The organism is Streptomyces sp. NPDC015532, assembly GCF_043078065.1.
Classification (GTDB): Bacteria; Actinomycetota; Actinomycetes; order Streptomycetales; family Streptomycetaceae; genus Streptomyces.
This window is the reverse complement of sequence record NZ_JBIBSY010000004.1, coordinates 285,143-303,738: the sequence shown is the minus strand read 5'-3', so window position 1 is coordinate 303,738 and position 18,596 is coordinate 285,143. Positions and strand designations below refer to the sequence as shown.

Below are 18,596 nucleotides of genomic sequence, written 5' to 3'. Positions count from 1 at the left end.
ACTGGAGCGTACCGACGCGGGGATCTACTTCGTCGGCTTCTTCCCGGTCACGCCCAGATACACCAACAGCGCCAGGTTCGGCCTGAGTTCGGCCTGCTTGACGCCCCAGGTCTGGAACCCCTTCTGGTGCGAGGCGACCGCGGCGAGCATGGCGACGAGGGAACCGGCCATCGCGGCCGGGTTGACGTCCTTGTCGACCTTCCCCTTGGCCTGGAGTTCGGTGACCGAATCCGTGAGGGAGTTGTTCACGGAGTTCAGGATCTTCATGCGGATCTTGTAGAACCGCTTGTCGCCCTCGGCGGCGCCGAGATCGACCACGCGCAGGATCGCGTCGTTCTTCCGCCAGAACTCCAGGAAGCCGTCGACGAGTTCCTGGGCGGTCTGCCAGCCGGCCTTGCCCACCCAGGAACGGCCTTCGAGCAACCGGGTCAACGCGGCGCCCTCGGAGGCCATTTGCTCGGCGATCTCCAGGACGGCGCCTTCGACGTCCGGGAAGTACTGGTAGAAGGTCGCCGGTGAAGTGCCCGCCTTCCGGGCGACGTCAATGACTTTGACATCCCGGTAGGGCGATGAGCTGAGCATCTCGCTGAGGCAGTCGAGCAGCTTCTGCCGGGTCGCCTGCCCACGTCGTCCGGCCACGCGGCCGTCGACGGTACGCACTTGTCCTGTCATGCCGTCAGCTTACCGAGGGGTGATCGGAGCGCGATTCGGCCGACTGCAAATGGGGTGCGGCCGTACATCACGGGGGTCCGAAGGGGGTTCGGAGGACGTTCGACGAGGAGTTCGTCAGGGTTTGTGAGAGCTTTCCGGGCCCGCTCGACGCACGGCCCGCGAGCCGTGGCGGGGCCCCTGAGCAGGGACGGGGCGTCACCGGAGCAGGTGCGCACGCCCTGCGGGATACCGGCGGGGCCGTTAACTTGGCCGCATGGCCGAATCAGCCGTTGTCGCCGGGTTCCCCGAGGGTGTGCCCTGCTGGGTCGACGCACAGCTCCCCGACGTGGAGGCGGGCAAGCGCTTCTACGGCGAGCTCTTCGGCTGGACGTTCTCCGAGGAGTCCGGTCCGCAGGGCTGGGCGGAGCTGGACGGTGAGCCGGTCGCCGCGCTCACGCCCAAACTGGACGGGCGCATGCCCACCGTGTGGACGGTGTACTTCGCGACGCCGGACGTCGTGGCGCTCACCCGGCGGATCGTGGCGGCGGGCGGCGGGATCATCTCCGTGCCCACGGCGGTGGGCTCGTCGGGCGAGCTGGGCACGGCCGCCCTCGCCACCGACGCGGAGGGCGCCGTGCTCGGCCTCTGGCAGCCCGGCACCCACCCCGGTTTCGCCAGGCGGCACGAGCGCGGCACGTTCTGCTGGGCCGAGCTGTACGCGCGCGACACCGCGACCGTCGACCGCTTCTACGGAACCTTGTTCCACGACGCGCTGTTCGGGCCCGACGCGACCCCCGATTTCGGCCGCGTTCCCGTGACGGGCGTCTTTCCGGCCGAGATGCCGCCGCATTTCCTCGTCCACTTCGGAGTCGAGGACTGCGAGGAGACACTCGGGACGGTGAACAGGCTCGGCGGCCGTGTCCAGGTGACACCCTTCGACACGTCGTACGGGCGGGTGGCCGTCGTCACGGACAATCAGGGGGCGTCGTTCGCCGTGCTGGAACGGTGAGGGTTCTCCGACCAGCGGTGATGGCGTACCGACGGTGAGAGTGCTTCATCGTTCAAGGACATCGGGGGATGCTGCGGCGGATCGGGCCGAAACGCTTCTGCGGTCAGGGGCACGGCATTTCGACGTGAGGGACGGCACTTCCGGGTGCCGGAGCGGGGTACTTCTGGGGTGAGAGGCGCATTTCGGCCCTGAACCGTGGCGCCCTGACGGCCGTACTTCTGTCGGGGCGGTTGTTTTGTCACGAGACACCCCGATCCGGCCCCGGGTTCGCAACCGGCGGCTCGGCCAGGAAGAATCGGGGTGCGTGCCGCCAGGGCGGTGCGGTGGTGAGACGCTGCACTGGGCCGCGTTCATACGTGGATGACGTGACCCGTACGGGGAGGTGGCAGGCAAGTGGTGGATCAGCTGACGCAGCACGATCCGCGCCGGATCGGGCCGTTCGAGGTGCTGGGACGGCTGGGTGCCGGCGGCATGGGGCTGGTCTATCTCGCGCGTTCGGCCTCGGGCCGGCGCGTGGCGATCAAGACGGTCAGGACCGAGCTCGCCGAGGACCAGTTGTTCCGGGTCCGCTTCTCGCGCGAGGTCGAGGCGGCCCGCGCCGTGTCGGGCTTCTACACGGCGGCCGTGGTCGACGCCGACGCCCGGGCCGCCGTGCCGTGGCTGGCCACCGCCTACGTGCCCGCTCCCTCGCTCGAAGAGATAGTGAATGAGTGCGGGCCGCTCCCGGCCCAGGCCGTGCGCTGGCTGGCGGCGGGTGTCGCGGAGGCGCTCCAGTCGATCCACGGTGCCGGACTCGTCCACCGTGACCTGAAGCCCTCGAACGTCCTCGTGGTCGAGGACGGACCGCGCGTGATCGACTTCGGCATCGCGTCCGGCGTCTCGAACACCCGTCTGACCATGACCAACGTCGCCGTCGGCACCCCCGCCTACATGTCGCCCGAGCAGGCGAAGGACTCGCGCAGCGTCACCGGCGCGAGCGACGTCTTCTCCCTCGGCTCGATGCTCGTCTTCGCGGCCACCGGACACGCCCCCTTCCACGGCGCCAACCCCGTCGAGACGGTCTTCATGCTCCTCCGAGAGGGCCCGGACCTCGAAGGCCTCCCGGACGAGCTGCGCCCGCTCATCGAGTCCTGCATGCAGATGGACGCCACGGCCCGCCCCAACCCCGCCGACCTCCAGGCCCAGCTCGCACCCCATCTCTTCGGCTCCGGCTCCGACGACAGCGGTACGGCGTCGGCGTGGCTGCCCGAGCGCGCGGTGGGCCTGATCGAGACCCGGCGCGGCGGCCGCCCGCCGGTCAAGCAGCCGGCCGGGTCGAGCGGACGCAGCGGCGGGGGGCGTGCCACCGTGCCGCCGCCCCCGTCGCACGCCCCGGTGCCCGTGGGAGCACCCGACACCGGGCCCGTGCGCCTCGCGGGCGCCCCGGTGCCCATCGGCCCCGGCCCCCGGGTGCTCGACGCCCGCGCCGCGGCCGTGAAGGCGCCGCCCCCGGAAGCCGGGCTCGCGGCGTCCTGGTCCCGGCCGCGTATCGGCGTGAACGGCGCCGAACCGGCGCCGGTACCCACGGTCGCGCCCCCGGCGCCCGACGCTCCGGCCGGCTGGCGCCCCTGGCGCTTCCGGATGTCGAACGACGTCTGGGGCACTCCCTCGGTCGCCGGCGACCTCGTCTACGTCACCTCCTTCGAGGTGCACGCCCTCGACGTGGCGACCGGCCGGCGCCGTTTCAAGACCCGTGACGTGGCGTGGTCCATGGCGGTGGCGGACGGCCGCATCCACGCGTCCGACGGGCCGACGCTGTACGCGCTCGAAGCCAGGGAGGGCGCGGACCTGTGGCGCCTGTCCACGGACGCCTGGGTCTACTCCCTCCAGGCCGACCGCGGAACGGTCGTCACCGGCACGCGCGGCGGCGGCGTCCAGGCCTGGGAGGCGGCGAACGGCCAGAAGCTCTGGGAGATCAGCGGCGCCCAGACGGACTTCGAGTCCCCGGAGGCCGGTCCGTCGATCCACGACGGCACCGTGTTCGTCTGGAAGGACGGGCGGCTGCGCGCTCTGGAGGCCCGTACGGGCGAGGAGCGCTGGTCGTACCCGATCGGTGACGCGGCCTCCTGCGGCGGTGTGCCGGTCCGTATGACCCACGCGCCCGACGGCTACGTCTACATCTCCGCGGGCACCCGCGTCCTGGCCGTCGACACGGCGAGCGGTCGCGTCCGCTGGCACTTCGAGGCCCCGGCCGTCTTCCTCTGCCCGCCCGCCTTCGCCCCGGGCCCGGCGGTGACGGGCGGCGGTGTCTACCTCGCCGACTACCTCGGCACGGTGTACGCCCTCGACGCGACCGACGGCCGTGACCGCTGGCGCATCGCCACCGAGTCCCGCGCCTCCGCCGAGCCGGTCCTGGTGGCGGCCGGACACGTCCATGTGGGCAGCGGCAAGGGCCTGTACACGCTGGACGCCGTCACCGGCACCCCGAAGTGGCGCTTCCAGGCAGGCGGCGACCTGGTGGGAGCCCCCGCGGTGGCCGAGGGCCGTATCCACTTCGGGTCCACGGACCATCTCCTGTACACCCTGAAGGCCGACGACGGGCGCCTGCGCTGGAAGCTGGCCACCGGAGGCGAGATCACCGGGGCGCCCGTGGTCAAGGACGGCGTCGTGTACGCGTGCAGCAAGGACCGCTGTGTGTACGCGCTGGACGCGGAGAAGGGCACCGGGACCGCACGCACCACGTGAGGGGACCCGAACCGTGTGACGGCCGCCGTACCGGGCACGGAAGGGTCTCCGGACGGCGGCCGTCGTTCACGCGGACGGCCTGCGGAAGCCGTTCCGGGTGCCGAGGCTACGCCCGCTGTGACCGGCCCGCCACAGGGAGCGAGGCCCGCTCCTGCCCGCTGCGAGGGTTTCTCCGGCCGGACGGGAGCGGGGTTCGACCGCCCGCCGTCCGGGCGGCCCTCAGCGCAGCCGGAATCCCGGCCGGCGTGCCGAGAACAGCTCCGCCTGCCGCTCGCCCGGCAGGTTTCCGAGGGAGACGAGCTGCGGAGCGTGCGCCAGGGCGGCCGCACGGGTCGCCTCCTGCGCCGACCACAGCGCCCGTACGGTCCCCTGGACGGCTTCGGCCGGGTAGGACGCGATGACCGTCGCGCACGCGACGGCAGCCGCCAACGCCCCGCCCGGCGGGGTGACTTCGGACACCAGCCCCACCTCGTGCGCCCGCCGTGCGGAGACCCGCTCGGCGGTTCCCATCAGCGCCATCCGCGCCACCTCCCCGAACGGCATCCGCTGCGCGAGGTAGACGGACTCGTACGCGCTGACCATGCCGTACGTCGTGTGCGGGTCGAAGAAGGTGGCCTCCTCGTCGGCGACGACGAACTCGGACTCGCCCAGCAGATAGAAGGCGCCGCCGCAGGCGATCCCGTTCACGGCGGCGATCACGGGCTTCCACAGGCCGTTGGCCTTCGGGCCGATCGCGGCCAGCGGATCGTCCACCATGTAAGGGGAGTCGGGCTGCGGCACCTCGGCGCCGCGGTCGATCCCGGTGCAGAAGGCCCGCCGTCCCGCGCCGGTGACCACGAGCGCCCGTACGGTGTCGTCGAACCGGAACTCGCGCCAGGCGGCGACCAGTTCGGCGGCCGTCGGGAGGTCGATGGCGTTGAGCCGGTCCTGCCGGTCGAGCGTGAGGACGGCGACCCCGGCGTCCTTGTCGACGCTCACCACGAGCCCGCCGGCTCCGGCCGCCCCGCTCACGCCCGCTCCAGGACCCAGCGCGGCACGGTGACGCCGTTCACCTCGGTGAACACGGCCTGCACCCGGGCCCCGATCCGGATCCGCCGCGCCGGAACGGAGCCGATGGGCTCGTCCGGGCCGCTCACCAGGTTCCCGGCCAGCCGTATCCGCGGCGCCTCGTCCAGCTCCACCACGATCGCGTTGTACGGGGCCAGCGCCGCGTAGGCGGGAAGGAGCGGTGGATGCGGGACGACGTACGACCAGATCCGGCCCCGCCCGCTCATCCTGCGCCAGTCGTCCGCGAAGGAGTGGCAGTGCGGGCAGCAGGGGCGCGGCGGGAAGCGGAGTTCACCGCAGTCGGCGCAGGCCTGGACGCGGAGTTCGCCCCGGGCGGCGTACCGCCAGAAGGGCGCCCCGTCGTCGTCGAGGACGGGGGACAGCAGAGGCTCCTGCGTCCGGTCCGTCCGGTCCGTCCGGCCCGCCCCGTCGGTCCCGGAACCCGCGGCCGTGCCGGCCGTCCTGGCCGTCCCGGTCATCTCAGCCGTGTCAGGTGTGTCAGTTGTCCCGGCGGTCTCAGTCGTCTCAGCCATCCCGGCTCCTCAGCTCCTCAGCAGGAGTGCGGAGGTCGGGACCCCTTCCCCCGCCGTGACCAGACAGGTCGCCGCTCCCGGCACCTGTGCCGTACTCGTGCCCCGCAACTGCTTCACGCCCTCGTTGATGAGGTTGAAGCCGTGCACGTAGGCCTCGCTGAGCCCGCCGCCCCCGGTGTTGACCGGCAGCCGTCCGCCGATCTCCAGCGCGCCGCCCTCCGTGAAGGACGCGCCCTCCCCGCGCCCGCAGAAGCCGTATCCCTCCAGCGAGAGGGGTATCAGGGGCGTGAACGCGTCGTAGATCTGTGCCACGTCCACGTCCTCGGGAGTGAGGTCGGCGTGCTTCCACAGGTGCCGGGCGGCGGTCCAGGCGGGTCCGGTGAGCGGGTCGTCGTTCCAGTAGTTGACCATCCCGTGGTGCTGGGCGGGCAGGCCCTGGGCGGCCGAGTGGACGTACACGGGCCGCTGCCGGCAGTCGCGGGCCCGCTCGGCGGACACGATCACGCAGGCGAGCGCGCCGTCCGTCTCCAGGCAGTTGTCGAAGAGGCAGAGCGGTTCGCTGATCCAGCGGGCGGTCATGTACATCTCGCGGGTCAGCGGGCGTTCGTACATCATCGCGGCCGGGTTCTGGTTGGCCCGGTTGCGGCAGGCCAGCGCCACGTTGAAGAGGTGGTCGCGGGTCGCCCCGTACTCGTGCATGTACCGGCGGGCGAGCAGCCCGATCTCGTCGGCGGGCCGCAGCAGCCCGAAGGGCCGGGTCCACTGGGCCGGGGTGGGGAGCTGGACGGCCGTGTTCTTCCAGGGGCGCGGCCCGCTGCCCCGCTTGCGTGAGCGCCAGGCCACGCCCACCGTCGCCTGGCCGGCGGTGATGGCGGCGGCGAGGTGCGCGACGGTGGCGCAGGAACCGCCGCCCCCGTAGCCGACCTTGCTGAAGAAGGTGAGGTCGCCGAGCCCGACGGCCTTGGCGACCTCCACCTCGTCGGTCTCCTCCATGGTGTAGGAGGCGAGCGCGTCGACCTCCGCGGGCGCGATGCCGGCGTCGTCGAGCGCGGCGAGTATCGCGCGGCAGGCCAGCGTCTTCTCGGACTCCGGGAGGTGCTTCGCGAAGGCGGTCTGTCCGATTCCGACGACGGCTGTGGCGTCCTTGAGCCCTGGCATGGGTGACCTCCGCACACGGTCCCGGCTGCTGACAGTCCGTCAGGCTACAGCTAATCTGACGGTCAGTCAGCTAGTGGTGCTTCGGCGGGAGGTGCGCGATGCGCGGTGATCTGGAATGGGGCGGCGTCCCGGGTCTTGTACGGTCGGCGGCGGCCCGTTTCGCGGACCGCGAGGCGGTCGTCGAGGGCCGGACGCGCGTCTCCTACGCGGAGTTGGGTGCCCGGGTGGAACGCGCCGCGGCCGCCTGCATGGCGAGCGGTGTCCGCGTGGGGGACCGGGTGGCCATCTGGGCCCCGAACACCCTCGACTGGATCGTCTCCGCCCTCGGCGCGGTGTCCGCCGGGGCGGTCCTGGTCCCCCTCAACACCCGCTTCAAGGGCACCGAGGCGGCGTACGTGCTGGCCAGGAGCCGGGCGAAGCTGCTCTTCGTGACGGGAACGTTCCTCGGCACGTCCTACGTGGCGTCGCTGCGCCGGGCGGCGGGGGAGCCCGGGGAGGCGGCCCCCGGACCCGCCGCCGGCCCGCTCCCCGGACTCCCGCACCTGGAGCGGGTGGTGGTCCTCGCGGACGACGCTCCCGCCGACTTCCGTACCTGGAAGGACTTCCTGGCGGACGGGGAGGGTGTGGGGAGCGACGAGGTACGCCGCCGGGGCGCTGCCGTGTCCGGCACCTCCCCCTCCGACATCATCTTCACCTCGGGCACCACGGGCCGGCCCAAGGGCGCCCTGATCACGCACGCGCAGACCCTGCGCGGCTACGCGATCTGGAGCGACCTCGCCGGTCTGCGCGAGGGCGACCGCTATCTGATCGTGAACCCCTTCTTCCACACCTTCGGCTACAAGGCCGGGATCATCGCCTGTCTGATGCGCGGGGCGACGATGGTGCCGCAGCCGGTGTTCGACGTGGACACGGTGCTCGCGAACGTGGCCGCGGAACGCGTATCCGTCCTCCCCGGCCCGCCCACCCTCCACCAGTCCCTCCTCGACCACCCCGCCCGCGACACGTACGACCTCTCCGCGCTGCGGCTGGTGGTGACCGGTGCCGCCGTGGTCCCGTTGCGCCTGGTCGAGCGCCTGCGCACCGAGCTCGGCGTGGACACGGTCCTGACGGCGTACGGCCTCTCCGAGGCGAGCGGCATCGTCACCATGTGCCGCAGGGGGGACCGGCCGGAGGTGATCGCCTCGACCTCGGGCCGGGCGATCCCGGACACCGAGGTGCGGGTGGTGGACGCCTCGGGAGCCCCGGCGGCCCCCGGATCCCCCGGGGAGGTCCTGGTCCGCGGCTTCAACGTGATGAGCGGCTACTTCGAGGACGCGGCGGCCACGGCGGAGGTCCTGACCCCGGACGGCTGGCTGCGCACGGGCGACGTGGGCGTCCTCGACGCCGAGGGCAACCTCCGCATCACCGACCGGATCAAGGACATGTTCATCGTCGGCGGCTTCAACGCCTACCCCGCGGAGATCGAGCAACTGCTCGGCCTGCACCCCGATGTCGCCGACGTGGCGGTCGTCGGCGTACCGGACAGCCGCCTCGGCGAGGTCGGCAGGGCCTACGTCGTCCGCCGCCCGCACTCCGCCCTCACGGCCGACGACCTGATCACCTGGTCCCGCCGCGAAATGGCCAACTACAAGGTGCCCCGCACGATCGCCTTCGTCACCGGACTGCCCCGCAACGCGAGCGGGAAGGTGGTGAAGGGCGAGCTGCGGGGGCGGTAGTGGGGTGCCGCGCCCGGACGCACGGCGACCGCGGCGGCTCCCCCTCCGCGCCGCCGCGGTCGATCCCCGTGTGGTGTAAGTCCGCCCCCCCCAGGTGGGACTTAGACCGGCTCGTCCGTCGCGTGGATGTTGTCCGTCGAGGCGTCGCCGGTGCCGTCGTCCTTGGTGATCAGGTTCTTGCCGGTGAGCGGCTCGCTCGTGGCGTGGATGTTGTCCGTGGAGGCCCCGCCCGTCGGCTCGTCCGTGGCGTGGATGTTGTCGGTGCTGTTGGTGTCGCTCATGGTGGCTGTCCCCCTGACAGTCTTGGTGCGTTGTTTGGAGCGGCCCGTCCGGCAGCTCCCCCGTGGGCCGCCGGACGGGCACTCGGGGCCGATCACCTTAGTGCTACGGCCTCAGGTCGTCCCGTCTGCCCCCCGACGCGACGGATCGACAACACAGAGACTGCCGTGCCGCGATAAACGAACGATGAACGCCCCGGCATGCGAACACCTATGAAGTCCCGGAGGACTCCTAGGCGACGGCCAGCGGATTGAGGAGCGCCCTGACCGTGGCGGCCTCCGGAGCCCCCAACGTCTGGAAGATGTCCAGGGATTCGCGCCAGCAGACCTGGGCCCGGCCGGAGTGGCCGATGGCGTTCAGCGCCTGCCCGAGCACGACGAGGACGTTGCCCCGGCGCCACTCGCCGCCGATGCCGCGCAGCACCGTCAGGGCCGTCTCGGCGTTGGTCGCCGCGGCGGCCGGGCGCTGGGCGGCGATGTCGGCCTCCGCGAGGCGGAACAGGGACATGCCCTCCCACAGCCGCTGGCGGCTGCTGCGGAACACCGTGAGCGCCTCCCCGAGCCGGGCGGTCGCCTCCGCCAGCCGGCCGCTCTGGGTGAGGGCGAGGCCCAGCGCGTAACGGCCGTTGGCGCCCTTCAGCGCGTGGCCCATGTCGTCGTACATGTCGGTGCCCTGCTGGGCCAGCGACACGGCGCTGCCGGTGCGTCCGGTGGCGAGGTGGATACGCGAGAGGTTGCACAGGGCGCTGGCCTCGCCGGCCCGGTCGTGGCAGGCCCGGAAGCTCTCGATCGCCCGCGTGAGATGCGCCTCGCCGTCCTCGTACTGGTTCTGCAGGAGGGCGATCACCCCGAGGGTGTTGGAGGCCCAGCAGCTCGTCAGGTGGTCCGTCTCGGCGGCGAGTTCGAGGGCCTGCGCGGCGGCCTCGCGGGCGGGGTCGAAGCGGCCGGTGTAGTAGTGGACGTAGGCCAGGGTGACCAGGGCCCGTGCCTCGGCGTGCGGGTCGGCGGCCTCCTGGGCGGCTTCCCGCAGCGCGGAGGCGACCCCCTCGTACGCCTTGGAGTTCGTGCCGGACTCGGCCAGGTCCACGGAGGCCCACAGCGCGTCGACCGAGCGCCGGAGGAATCCCCCCTTGGTGGACTGCCGGACACACGCCAGCAGGGAGATCGCCTCCGAGTACAGCCAGTCCTGCGCCCGGTGCCGGTCCTCGAACGCCAGGCCCGGATACGCCGTCGGCTCCAGGTGGTCCACCAGGCGGTCGCCGGGGCGCTCGATCGCGTACACCCCGGCCGCCGTGCTCAGGTAGAAGTCCAGCAGCCGGGACAGTGCCGCCGCCCGTTCGCTCGGGGGCTGTTCGTCGCGTTCGGCGCACGCACGCGCGTAGAGGCGTACGAGGTCGTGGTAGCGGTAGCGGCCGGGGGCCGCCGACTCCAGCAGGGAGGTGTCGACGAGGGACTCCAGGAGGTCCTCGGTGGCCTCGGCCGGGAGGGCGAGCACCGCCGCGGCGGCGGCCAGGGAGATGTCCGGGCCGTCGGCGAGGCCCAGCAGGCGGAAGGCGCGCGCCTGCGCCGGTTCGAGCTGGCCGTAGCCGAGTTCGAAGGTGGCCTTGACGGCCAGGTCGCCGGCCTGGAGTTCGTCCAGCCGGCGGCGCTCGTCGCCGAGCTTCGCCGCGAGCACCGAGACCGTCCAGGTGCGGCGGGCGGCGAGCCGGGACGCGGCGATGCGGATGGCCAGCGGGAGGAAGCCGCAGGCCGCGACCACGTCGAGGGCGGCCTCCCGCTCGGAGGCGACCCGCTCCTCGCCCACGATCTTCGTGAAGAGCTGGAGCGCCTCCTCGGGGGACATCACGTCGAGGTCCACCAGGTGGGCACCCGCCAGGTCCACCATCCGGATGCGCGAGGTCACCAGGGCGGCGCAGCCCTCCATGCCGGGCAGCAGCGGCCGCACCTGGGCGGCGTCGCGGGCGTTGTCCAGCAGGACCAGGACGCGGCGGCCGTCGAGGGCGGAGCGGTAGAGGGCCGAGCGTTCCTCCAGCGAGTCCGGGATCGCGGAGTCCGCCGTTCCGAGGGCCCGCAGGAAGGCGCCGAGGACCGTCTCCGGTTCGGCCGCCCGCGATCCGGCCCCTTGCAGGTCGACGTAGAGCTGTCCGTCGGGGAAGGCCGCGCGGGCCTGGTGGGCCACATGCACCGCGAGGGTGGTCTTGCCGACGCCCCCGATGCCCGCGAGCGCCGAGACGGCCATGACGCGGCCCTCCTCGGAGGACGCGGCGGCGAGGACGTCGCTCAGTTCCTGCACGAAGGACGCCCGGCCGGTGAAGTCGGTGACGGTCGCGGGGAGCTGGGCGGGGCGGACGAGGGCGACGACGGGCTCCGCCTTCGGGGCGGAGGGCTCGGCGAGGCCCGGGTCCGCCTGGAGTATGCGCTGCTGGAGTTCCTTCAGCCCCTGCCGCGGGTCCACCCCCAGTTCGTCGGCGAGCAGCCGCCGGGTGTCCGCGTACACGGCGAGGGCCTCGGCCTGGCGGCCGGAGCGGTACAGCGCCAGCATCAGCAGTTCCCGCAGGCGTTCGCGCAGCGGGTGCGCGGCGGTGAGCGCGGTGAGTTCGGAGACGGCCTCCGAGTGGAAGCCCTGTTCCAGGTCCATGTCGAGCCGGGATTCGAGGAGTTGCAGGCGCCACTCCTCCAGCCGGGCCCGCTGGGTCTCCGCGTAGGGGCCGGGGATGCTCGCGAGCGGTTCGCCGTCCCACAGGGCGAGGGCGTCCCGGAGCAGGTCGCGGGCGCGGGACAGATCGCCCGCCGCGCGCGCCTTGTCGGCGTCGGCGGCGAGTTCCTGGGCGTTCACGTGGTCGAGGGCGCCCTCGGGCAGGGAGCGGATGGCGTAGCCGCCGGACTCGCTCACCAGCACCGCGGCGCCGAGCGTCTTGCGCAGGCGGGAGGCGTACGTGCGCAGGGCGGCCAGCGCCTGGGACGGGGGCTCGTCGCCCCACAGGGCGTCGATGAGTTCGGAGGCCGTGGCGGTGCGGCCGTCGCGGAGCAACAGCGCCGCCAGCAGGGCGCGTTGCTGCGGGGACCCGGCCGGAAGCGGATCGTCGCCGAGCCAGGCGCGCACCGGGCCGAGCACGCTGAAGCGCAACGCCACGGGCTCCTCGGAGCCCGGATGCCACTGCTTCGGTACCCGCGGCACACCGTCCATCGCTGTCCCCCTGCCGAACTGTCAGTACAACGAGGCCAGTTTGCCTTGTTCATGGCGGATGCGTCAGCCGTGCGAGACAGCGATCACAAGGTGCGGCCCGGTAGGTCACACGGTCCTCACACAGGCTCCTCACATATCCCCGCCCGTTCATCCCCGCGCCGCCCTCGGCCGGGTGCTCCGCAGGGCGTCCGGTGGGCCGCCCGCAGGTAGCTGACGGGCCGTCAGATCAGCGCTACCGTGGCCGGTATGGAGACCACGGAAACCGCGCAGAGCCGCTCGGCGGACGCAGGGACCGCCTTCCCGAGGATCATCTCGGTGGACGACCACACGGTCGAACCGCCCGACGTCTGGCGGGACCGGCTGCCCGCGAAGTACCAGGACACAGGACCCCGCATCGTCCGCGCGCCCCTGAAGGAAATGACCTTCCTGGGCGGGAAGTTCGCCCCCGTGATGGGCGCTCCGGGCGACGAGGGTCCCGTCGGGGACTGGTGGGTCTACGAAGACCTGCACAGGCCCCTCACCCGCCTCGACACGGCCGTGGGCTACGACCGTGACGAGATCCGGCTCGAAGTCATCACCTACGAGCAGATGCGCCCCGGCTCGTACGACGTGCCGCAGCGGCTGGCCGACATGGACGTCAACCACGTCCAGTCCGCCCTCTGCTTCCCCACCTTCCCCCGGTTCTGCGGGCAGACGTTCACCGAGGCCGCCGACCGTGAGCTGGGCCTTCTCGCGGTGCGGGCCTACAACGACTGGATGGTGGAGGAGTGGTGCGGCCCCAGCGCCCGGGGGCGTCTGATACCGCTGACGCTCGTCCCGCTGTGGGACGCCCGGCTCGCGGCGGACGAGGTACGGCGCAACGCCGCCCGCGGTGTGCGCGCGGTGGCCTTCTCCGAGATCCCGCCGCATCTCGGGCTCCCGTCCGTGCACACCGACGACTGGGACCCCTTCCTCGCCGCCTGCGACGAGACCGGCACCGTCATCGCCATGCACATCGGCTCCAGCAGCCGGATGCCGTCGACCTCGGCCGACGCGCCGCCCGCGGTCGGCTCCACGATCACCTTCGCCAACTGCTGCTTCTCGATGGTCGACTGGCTGATGAGCGGCAAGTTCGAGCGCTTCCCGAACCTGAAGGTGATGTACGCGGAGGGCCAGATCGGCTGGATCCCGTACATCCTGGAACGCGCCGACGTGGTGTGGGAGGAGAACCGCGCCTGGGGCGGGGTGGCCGACAAGGTCCACCGGCCGCCGTCCGAGCTGTTCACCGACCACGTGTACGGCTGCTTCTTCGACGACGCGTTCGGGCTGCGGAACCTCGACGCGATCGGTGTCGGCAACGTCCTCTACGAGACCGACTACCCGCACTCCGACTCCACCTGGCCGAAGTCGAAGGAGGTCGGCGAGGCCCAGATGGGGCACCTGGCCCCGGACGTCGTCGAGCGGATCGTGCGGGGGAACGCGATCGAGCTGCTGGGGCTGACGGAGGACGGGCTCTGGGCGGGCTGAGGGCTCGGGGCGCCGAGCGCGCCCGAGGGGCAAAACCGGCTGACGGTCCGGGAAATCCCGCTGTCCTCCAGGGCAACCCTGCCGCCGCCGGGGGAGTCGTACCGGCGGAGGAGTGAGGATCTTGGCTCCTCCGCCGGATGGCTGCTCTTTCACCGCAGGAGTTGGGTTCCCCATGAGAAGACGCAGGTTTGGTTCTCGCCTCGGCCTCATGGTCGCCGTGGCCGTCGCCGGAGCCGTCGTCGGTCCGGTGAGCGCGCACGCGGCCGGTACGGCGAGCGCCGGGGCGACGAGCGTGCGTGCCGACTTCGACGGCGACGGGCACACGGACCTCGCCGTCGCCGCCCCCTGGGGAAGGATCGGCGGGTCCAACGGGGCGGGGTACGCCGGCGCGGGGTACGTGAGCGTCGTGTACGGCTCCTCGAAGGGGCTGGACACCCGGCACCGGCAGCTCATCAGCCAGGACTCGCCCGGCATACCGGGTGCCGCCGAGAGCGACGACTGGTTCGGCTGGGGCCTGTCCGTCGGCGACCTTGACGGCGACGGGTACACGGACCTGGTCGTCGGCGCCCCGAACGAGGGCGTCGGGTCCGTGCAGCAGGCGGGCAGCCTGACCGTCGTCTGGGGCGGGAAGACGGGGCTGTCCGGCGGCACGGTCGTGGAGACCGGCACCATGCTCGACCAGACCAGGCCCCGGAACGCCACCGTCGGAGACTTCAACGGCGACGGTCACCCCGACGTGGCCGCGGACAACCATCTGCTGTCCGGTCCGTTCACCCGCACCGCCGGTGCCGCGTCGATCGGGAAGCTCGCCTTCGACGCCGACTACGACATCGACACGCCCCCGCACACCGACGACGTCGCCACCGGGGACATCGACCACGACGGCATCACCGATCTCGTCGCGCTCATCCACACCCCCGACGAGGAGGGGCCGGGCGTCGGTTACCGCGTCGAATACCTCCGCGGCACCCGGCAGGGGCTGAGCACCCCGGTCGAACTGACCAGGGCCGACGGCGCTCTGGTGCCCGGCGGCTCCAGCCTCGGCATCGGCGACGTGGACAAGGACGGGTACGCCGACCTCGTCATCGGGCGTCCCGTCGACGGTCATGGTGAGGAATCCGTCGAGCCGGCGCTCCTCGGCGGGCAGGTCGGCGTGGTGTACGGCTCGGCGAGCGGGCCCGACACCTCCCGTACGACGGTGATCAACCAGAACACGGCGGGCGTGCCCGGAGTGTCCGAGAAGGGCGACGACTTCGGCCTCGGCGTCTCCGTCGGGGACGTCAACGGCGACGGTTACGCGGACGTCGCCGTCGGCACCCCGGGCGAGGCCATCGGCAAGGTCGCCTCGGCGGGCGGCGTGGCCCTGCTGCGCGGCGGCGCGTCCGGTCTCACCGGCCGCGGCGCCGTGTCCTTCAGCCAGGACACCACGGGTGTGCCCGGTACCGCCGAGAAGAACGACCTCTTCGGCGGGTACACCGCGCTGACCGACACCAACCGCGACGGCCGTGCCGAGCTGTACGTCTCCGCGTGCGGCGAGAACACCTCCACCGGCGGCGTCTGGGCCTTCCGCTCCGGCGGCACCGGCCCGACCGCCTCCGGTTCGGTCTCCTTCGGGCCCGTCGGCCTCGGCGCGCCCTACACCGACGCTCACTTCGGCCGCGGCTTCGCCCGCTGACGCACCTCACGGGCCTCTCCCGGGAAACAGCCCCGGCGGACATGTTCCGCCGGGGCTTCCTCTTGTCTGACGTGGCGTCAGCGACGACTATGTGCGAGTCCCATTCAATCTGACGGACCGTCAGGCAGTCGGGTGGCCGTCAGTCAGGCAAGGGGGTCGTCGTGCCCGTCCCGTCCGAGGAACGCCTCTCCTACGGCATCCAGCTCCCCGTCCAGTCCCAGAGCACGATCTACGCGGAGCCCTGGGAAGCCGCCGCCGGTCCCGCCGACCTCGTCGAGATCGCCCGCGCCGCCGACCGCGCCGGATTCGCCTACGTCGCGAGCTGCGACCACGTCGCCATTCCGCGCCGGCTCGCGGGCGCCATGAGCACGATCTGGTACGACCCGGTCGCCACCCTCGCCTTCCTCGCGGCCGTCACCGAGCGCGTCCGGCTGCTCAGCCATGTCGCGATCGTCGGGCTCCGGCATCCGCTCGTCACCGCCAAGCAGTACGCGACCCTCGACCACCTCTCCGGCGGCCGGCTGATCCTCGGGGTCGGCGCCGGGCACGTACGGGAGGAGTTCGAGGCGGTCGGGGCCGACTTCGAGCGCCGGGGGGCCGTCCTCGACGAGACGATCGACGCGCTGCGCGCCGCGCTCGGACCGGACGAGTTCCCCGTCCATCACGGCAAGACCTACGACTTCGAGGGCCTCGGCCAACGGCCCCGGCCCGCCCAGCGGCGGGTGCCCGTGTGGGTCGGCGGGTCCTCGCCGGCCGCGGTGCGCCGGGCCGCGCTGCGCGGCGACGGCTGGCTGCCGCAGGGCGATCCGCGCGACCGGCTGCCGGGGCAGATCGCCCGGATCGCGGCCCTGCGCGCCGAGGCCGGGATCGGGGAACCCCTCACGATCGGCGCCATCACCGAGCCGCTGTACGTGGGCGAGCCCGGCTGGGAGGTCGGGCGGCGGGCGCTGAGCGGTCCGCCCGAGGCGCTGGCCGCGTCACTGCGGGAGTACGGCGCGATGGGCGTGCACCAGATACAGGTGCGGTTCCGCAGCCGGAGCCGCGACGAGCTCACGGACCAGATGGCGGCGTTCGGCGCGGACGTCGCACCCCACCTCAACTAGGGAGTCAGGGCATGGGCAAGCTGGACGGGCGGGTCGTCCTCATCACCGGGGCCGCGCGCGGGCAGGGCGAACAGGAGGCGCGGCTCTTCGCGGCGGAGGGCGCGCGCGTGATCGTCGCCGACGTGCTCGACGACCAGGGGCAGGAGCTCGCCAAGGAGATCGGCGCGCACTACGTCCATCTGGACGTGGGCCAGGAGGCCGACTGGACGGCGGCGGTCGCCTCCGCGAAGGCCGCGTACGGGCGGATCGACGGGCTGGTCAACAACGCCGGCATCCTGCGCTTCAACGCGCTCGTCGACACCCCGCTGGCCGAGTTCATGCAGATCGTGCAGGTCAACCAGGTCGGCGTGTTCCTCGGGATCAAGACCCTCGCGCCCGAGATCGCCGAGGCCGGCGGCGGCACGATCGTGAACACGGCCTCCTTCACCGGGCTCACGGGGATGGCGTACGTGGGCGCGTACGCGGCGACCAAGCACGCCATCGTCGGCCTCACCCGCGTCGCGGCGCTGGAGCTGGCGGAGAAGGGGATCCGGGTGAACGCGGTCTGCCCGGGCGCCGTCGACACGGCCATGAGCAACCCGGCGCAGCTCTCCCCCGGCGGGGACGGCGAGGAGGCCTCGCGGGCACTCGACGCGTTCTACGGCAAGCTCGTCCCGCTCGGCCGGATCGGCCGCCCCGAGGACGTGGCCAAGCTGGCCCTGTTCCTGACCGGCGAGGACTCCTCGTACATCACCGGGCAGCCCTTCGTGATCGACGGCGGCTGGCTCGCCGGCGTCAGCGTTCTCTGACGATGCATCAGCTATTGACGGTCCACGCACGCGGTGGAACAGTCGGCTCAAAGAATCTGACGGTATGTCAGATAACTGGATGGGGACGGTGAACCTCCTTGGAATTCGGGCTCTTTGTACAGGGATACGTGGGCAAGCGGGCCTTGACCGACCCGCTCGCGGAGCACAAGGCGCTGATGGAGGAGACCGAGTACGTCATCCAGGCGGACAAGTCCGGCTTCAAGTACGCCTGGGCGTCCGAGCACCACTTCCTGGAGGAGTACTCGCACCTCTCGGCCAACGACGTCTACCTCGGCTATCTGGCGCACGCCACGGACCGCATCCACCTCGGCTCCGGCATCTTCAACCCGCTCGCCCAGGTCAACCACCCGGTCAAGGTCGCCGAGAAGGTCGCCATGCTCGACCATCTCACCGGCAACCGCTTCGAGTTCGGGTCCGGCCGCGGCGCCGGCTCGCACGAGATCCTCGGCTTTCTCCCCGGCATCACCGACATGAACTTCACCAAGGAGATCTGGGAAGAGACCATCGCCGAGTTCCCGAAGATGTGGCTCCAGGACGAGTACGTCGGCTTCCAGGGCAAGCACTGGTCGCTGCCGCCGCGCAAGATCCTGCCCAAGCCGTACGGGAAGTCGCACCCAGCGATGTGGTACGCCGCCGGGTCCCCGCCCTCGTACTCCATGGCCGCCCGCAAGGGCCTCGGCGTGCTCGGCTTCAGCGTGCAGAAGGTCTCCGACATGGAGTGGGTCCTGGAGCAGTACAAGACCGCCGTCGTGAACGCCGAACCCATCGGGGACTTCGTCAACGACAACGTCATGGTGACCACCACCGCCATCTGCGCGCCCACCCACGACGAGGCGATCCGGATCGCGGTCGGCGGCGGGCTGCACTACCTGCCCTCCCTCGTCTTCCGCTACCACGACACCTTCCCGCGCCCCGAGGGCTTCCCGGTCTGGCCCGAGACGCTCCCCGAGTACAACGCGGAGTTCGTCGAACTCCTCATAGAGGAAGAGTTGCTGATCTGCGGCGACCCGGACGAGGTGCTCACCCAGTGCAAGCGCTGGGAGCAGGCCGGCGCCGACCAGCTCAGCTTCGGACTGCCTGTCGGGGTCCCCAAGGAGGAGACGCTCCAGACGATCCGGCTGATCGGCGAGCACGTCATTCCGAAGATCGACACGGACCCGGTGCACCGCACGACCCGCTTCCGCCAAGCCGTCTAGGGGGT

14 protein-coding genes are annotated in these 18,596 nt (G+C 72.0%); 8 read left to right on the top strand and 6 right to left on the bottom strand.

Translation table 11 applies throughout. The features are described 5' to 3' along the window. Nucleotides 1-24: 24 nt before the first annotated feature. Nucleotides 25-672, bottom strand: coding sequence for a TetR family transcriptional regulator (locus ACF07B_RS15775; protein ID WP_369484687.1), 648 nt, complete (start codon nt 670-672; stop codon nt 25-27). A 253-nt stretch (nt 673-925) separates the two neighbouring features. Here ACF07B_RS15775 and ACF07B_RS15770 point away from each other — a divergent pair, with 253 nt between their 5' ends. Continuing rightward, on the top strand, nt 926-1,660 hold the full coding sequence (locus tag ACF07B_RS15770; RefSeq protein ID WP_369484686.1) for a VOC family protein: 735 nt from the start codon (nt 926-928) through the stop codon (nt 1,658-1,660). Nucleotides 1,661-2,053: 393 nt separating this feature from the next. Continuing rightward, nucleotides 2,054-4,384 (top strand): PQQ-binding-like beta-propeller repeat protein, encoded by a 2,331-nt coding sequence (locus ACF07B_RS15765; RefSeq protein WP_392179357.1) that lies wholly within the window; start codon nt 2,054-2,056, stop codon nt 4,382-4,384. Between the two features lie 219 nt (nt 4,385-4,603). Here the strand turns inward: ACF07B_RS15765 and ACF07B_RS15760 are convergent, their stop codons facing one another. From ACF07B_RS15760 to ACF07B_RS15750, 3 genes are all read right to left on the bottom strand, one after another. After that, nucleotides 4,604-5,395, bottom strand: coding sequence for an enoyl-CoA hydratase/isomerase family protein (locus tag ACF07B_RS15760; protein WP_369482636.1), 792 nt, complete (start codon nt 5,393-5,395; stop codon nt 4,604-4,606). After that, nucleotides 5,392-5,817: a Zn-ribbon domain-containing OB-fold protein gene (locus ACF07B_RS15755; RefSeq protein WP_392179536.1), complete on the bottom strand. Its 426-nt coding sequence runs from the start codon at nt 5,815-5,817 to the stop codon at nt 5,392-5,394. The genes ACF07B_RS15760 and ACF07B_RS15755 overlap by 4 nt, the downstream gene beginning before the upstream one ends. 156 nt (nt 5,818-5,973) lie before the next feature. Then, the gene (locus ACF07B_RS15750) at nt 5,974-7,122 is read right to left on the bottom strand and encodes a lipid-transfer protein (RefSeq protein WP_392179356.1); all 1,149 of its coding nucleotides are present in this window, start codon (nt 7,120-7,122) and stop codon (nt 5,974-5,976) included. 98 nt (nt 7,123-7,220) lie between these two features. On the opposite strand from ACF07B_RS15750, the gene ACF07B_RS15745 reads away from it, so the two are divergent. Then, nucleotides 7,221-8,837, top strand: coding sequence for a FadD3 family acyl-CoA ligase (locus ACF07B_RS15745; RefSeq protein WP_392179355.1), 1,617 nt, complete (start codon nt 7,221-7,223; stop codon nt 8,835-8,837). 101 nt (nt 8,838-8,938) lie between these two features. On the opposite strand, the gene ACF07B_RS15740 is transcribed toward ACF07B_RS15745, so the two are convergent. Both ACF07B_RS15740 and ACF07B_RS15735 read right to left on the bottom strand, forming a co-directional pair. Continuing rightward, nucleotides 8,939-9,118 carry a hypothetical protein gene (locus ACF07B_RS15740; protein ID WP_326787167.1) on the bottom strand — a complete coding sequence of 60 codons (180 nt, stop codon included), beginning with the start codon at nt 9,116-9,118 and terminating at the stop codon, nt 8,939-8,941. A gap of 229 nt (nt 9,119-9,347) precedes the next feature. Further along, nucleotides 9,348-12,302 carry a BTAD domain-containing putative transcriptional regulator gene (locus tag ACF07B_RS15735; RefSeq protein WP_392179354.1) on the bottom strand — a complete coding sequence of 985 codons (2,955 nt, stop codon included), beginning with the start codon at nt 12,300-12,302 and terminating at the stop codon, nt 9,348-9,350. A 246-nt stretch (nt 12,303-12,548) separates the two neighbouring features. Between ACF07B_RS15735 and ACF07B_RS15730 the strand changes: the two genes are divergently transcribed. From ACF07B_RS15730 to ACF07B_RS15710, 5 genes are all read left to right on the top strand, one after another. Beyond that, nucleotides 12,549-13,808 (top strand): amidohydrolase family protein, encoded by a 1,260-nt coding sequence (locus ACF07B_RS15730; protein WP_362392740.1) that lies wholly within the window; start codon nt 12,549-12,551, stop codon nt 13,806-13,808. 172 nt (nt 13,809-13,980) lie between these two features. Then, on the top strand, nt 13,981-15,483 hold the full coding sequence (locus tag ACF07B_RS15725; protein ID WP_392179353.1) for a VCBS repeat-containing protein: 1,503 nt from the start codon (nt 13,981-13,983) through the stop codon (nt 15,481-15,483). A 161-nt stretch (nt 15,484-15,644) separates the two neighbouring features. Further along, a complete protein-coding gene (locus tag ACF07B_RS15720) occupies nt 15,645-16,586 on the top strand; it encodes an LLM class F420-dependent oxidoreductase (protein ID WP_384235374.1) in 942 nt (313 codons plus the stop codon). A gap of 11 nt (nt 16,587-16,597) precedes the next feature. Beyond that, nucleotides 16,598-17,374 (top strand): SDR family NAD(P)-dependent oxidoreductase, encoded by a 777-nt coding sequence (locus ACF07B_RS15715; RefSeq protein WP_392179352.1) that lies wholly within the window; start codon nt 16,598-16,600, stop codon nt 17,372-17,374. Nucleotides 17,375-17,472: 98 nt separating this feature from the next. Next, complete coding sequence (locus ACF07B_RS15710) at nt 17,473-18,591, top strand: LLM class flavin-dependent oxidoreductase (RefSeq protein WP_362392729.1); 1,119 nt, start codon at nt 17,473-17,475, stop codon at nt 18,589-18,591. Nucleotides 18,592-18,596 lie beyond the last annotated feature (5 nt).

What these genes read in the sequence shown, in the direction of transcription:
- ACF07B_RS15775 (WP_369484687.1), bottom strand. Translation starts at nt 672, where the DNA reads ATGACAGGACAAGTGCGTACCGTCGACGGCCGCGTGGCCGGACGACGT.
- ACF07B_RS15770 (WP_369484686.1), top strand. Translation starts at nt 926, where the DNA reads ATGGCCGAATCAGCCGTTGTCGCCGGGTTCCCCGAGGGTGTGCCCTGC.
- ACF07B_RS15750 (WP_392179356.1), bottom strand. Translation starts at nt 7,122, where the DNA reads ATGCCAGGGCTCAAGGACGCCACAGCCGTCGTCGGAATCGGACAGACC.
- ACF07B_RS15745 (WP_392179355.1), top strand. Translation starts at nt 7,221, where the DNA reads ATGCGCGGTGATCTGGAATGGGGCGGCGTCCCGGGTCTTGTACGGTCG.
- ACF07B_RS15740 (WP_326787167.1), bottom strand. Translation starts at nt 9,118, where the DNA reads ATGAGCGACACCAACAGCACCGACAACATCCACGCCACGGACGAGCCG.
- ACF07B_RS15735 (WP_392179354.1), bottom strand. Translation starts at nt 12,302, where the DNA reads ATGGACGGTGTGCCGCGGGTACCGAAGCAGTGGCATCCGGGCTCCGAG.
- ACF07B_RS15730 (WP_362392740.1), top strand. Translation starts at nt 12,549, where the DNA reads ATGGAGACCACGGAAACCGCGCAGAGCCGCTCGGCGGACGCAGGGACC.
- ACF07B_RS15725 (WP_392179353.1), top strand. Translation starts at nt 13,981, where the DNA reads ATGAGAAGACGCAGGTTTGGTTCTCGCCTCGGCCTCATGGTCGCCGTG.
- ACF07B_RS15715 (WP_392179352.1), top strand. Translation starts at nt 16,598, where the DNA reads ATGGGCAAGCTGGACGGGCGGGTCGTCCTCATCACCGGGGCCGCGCGC.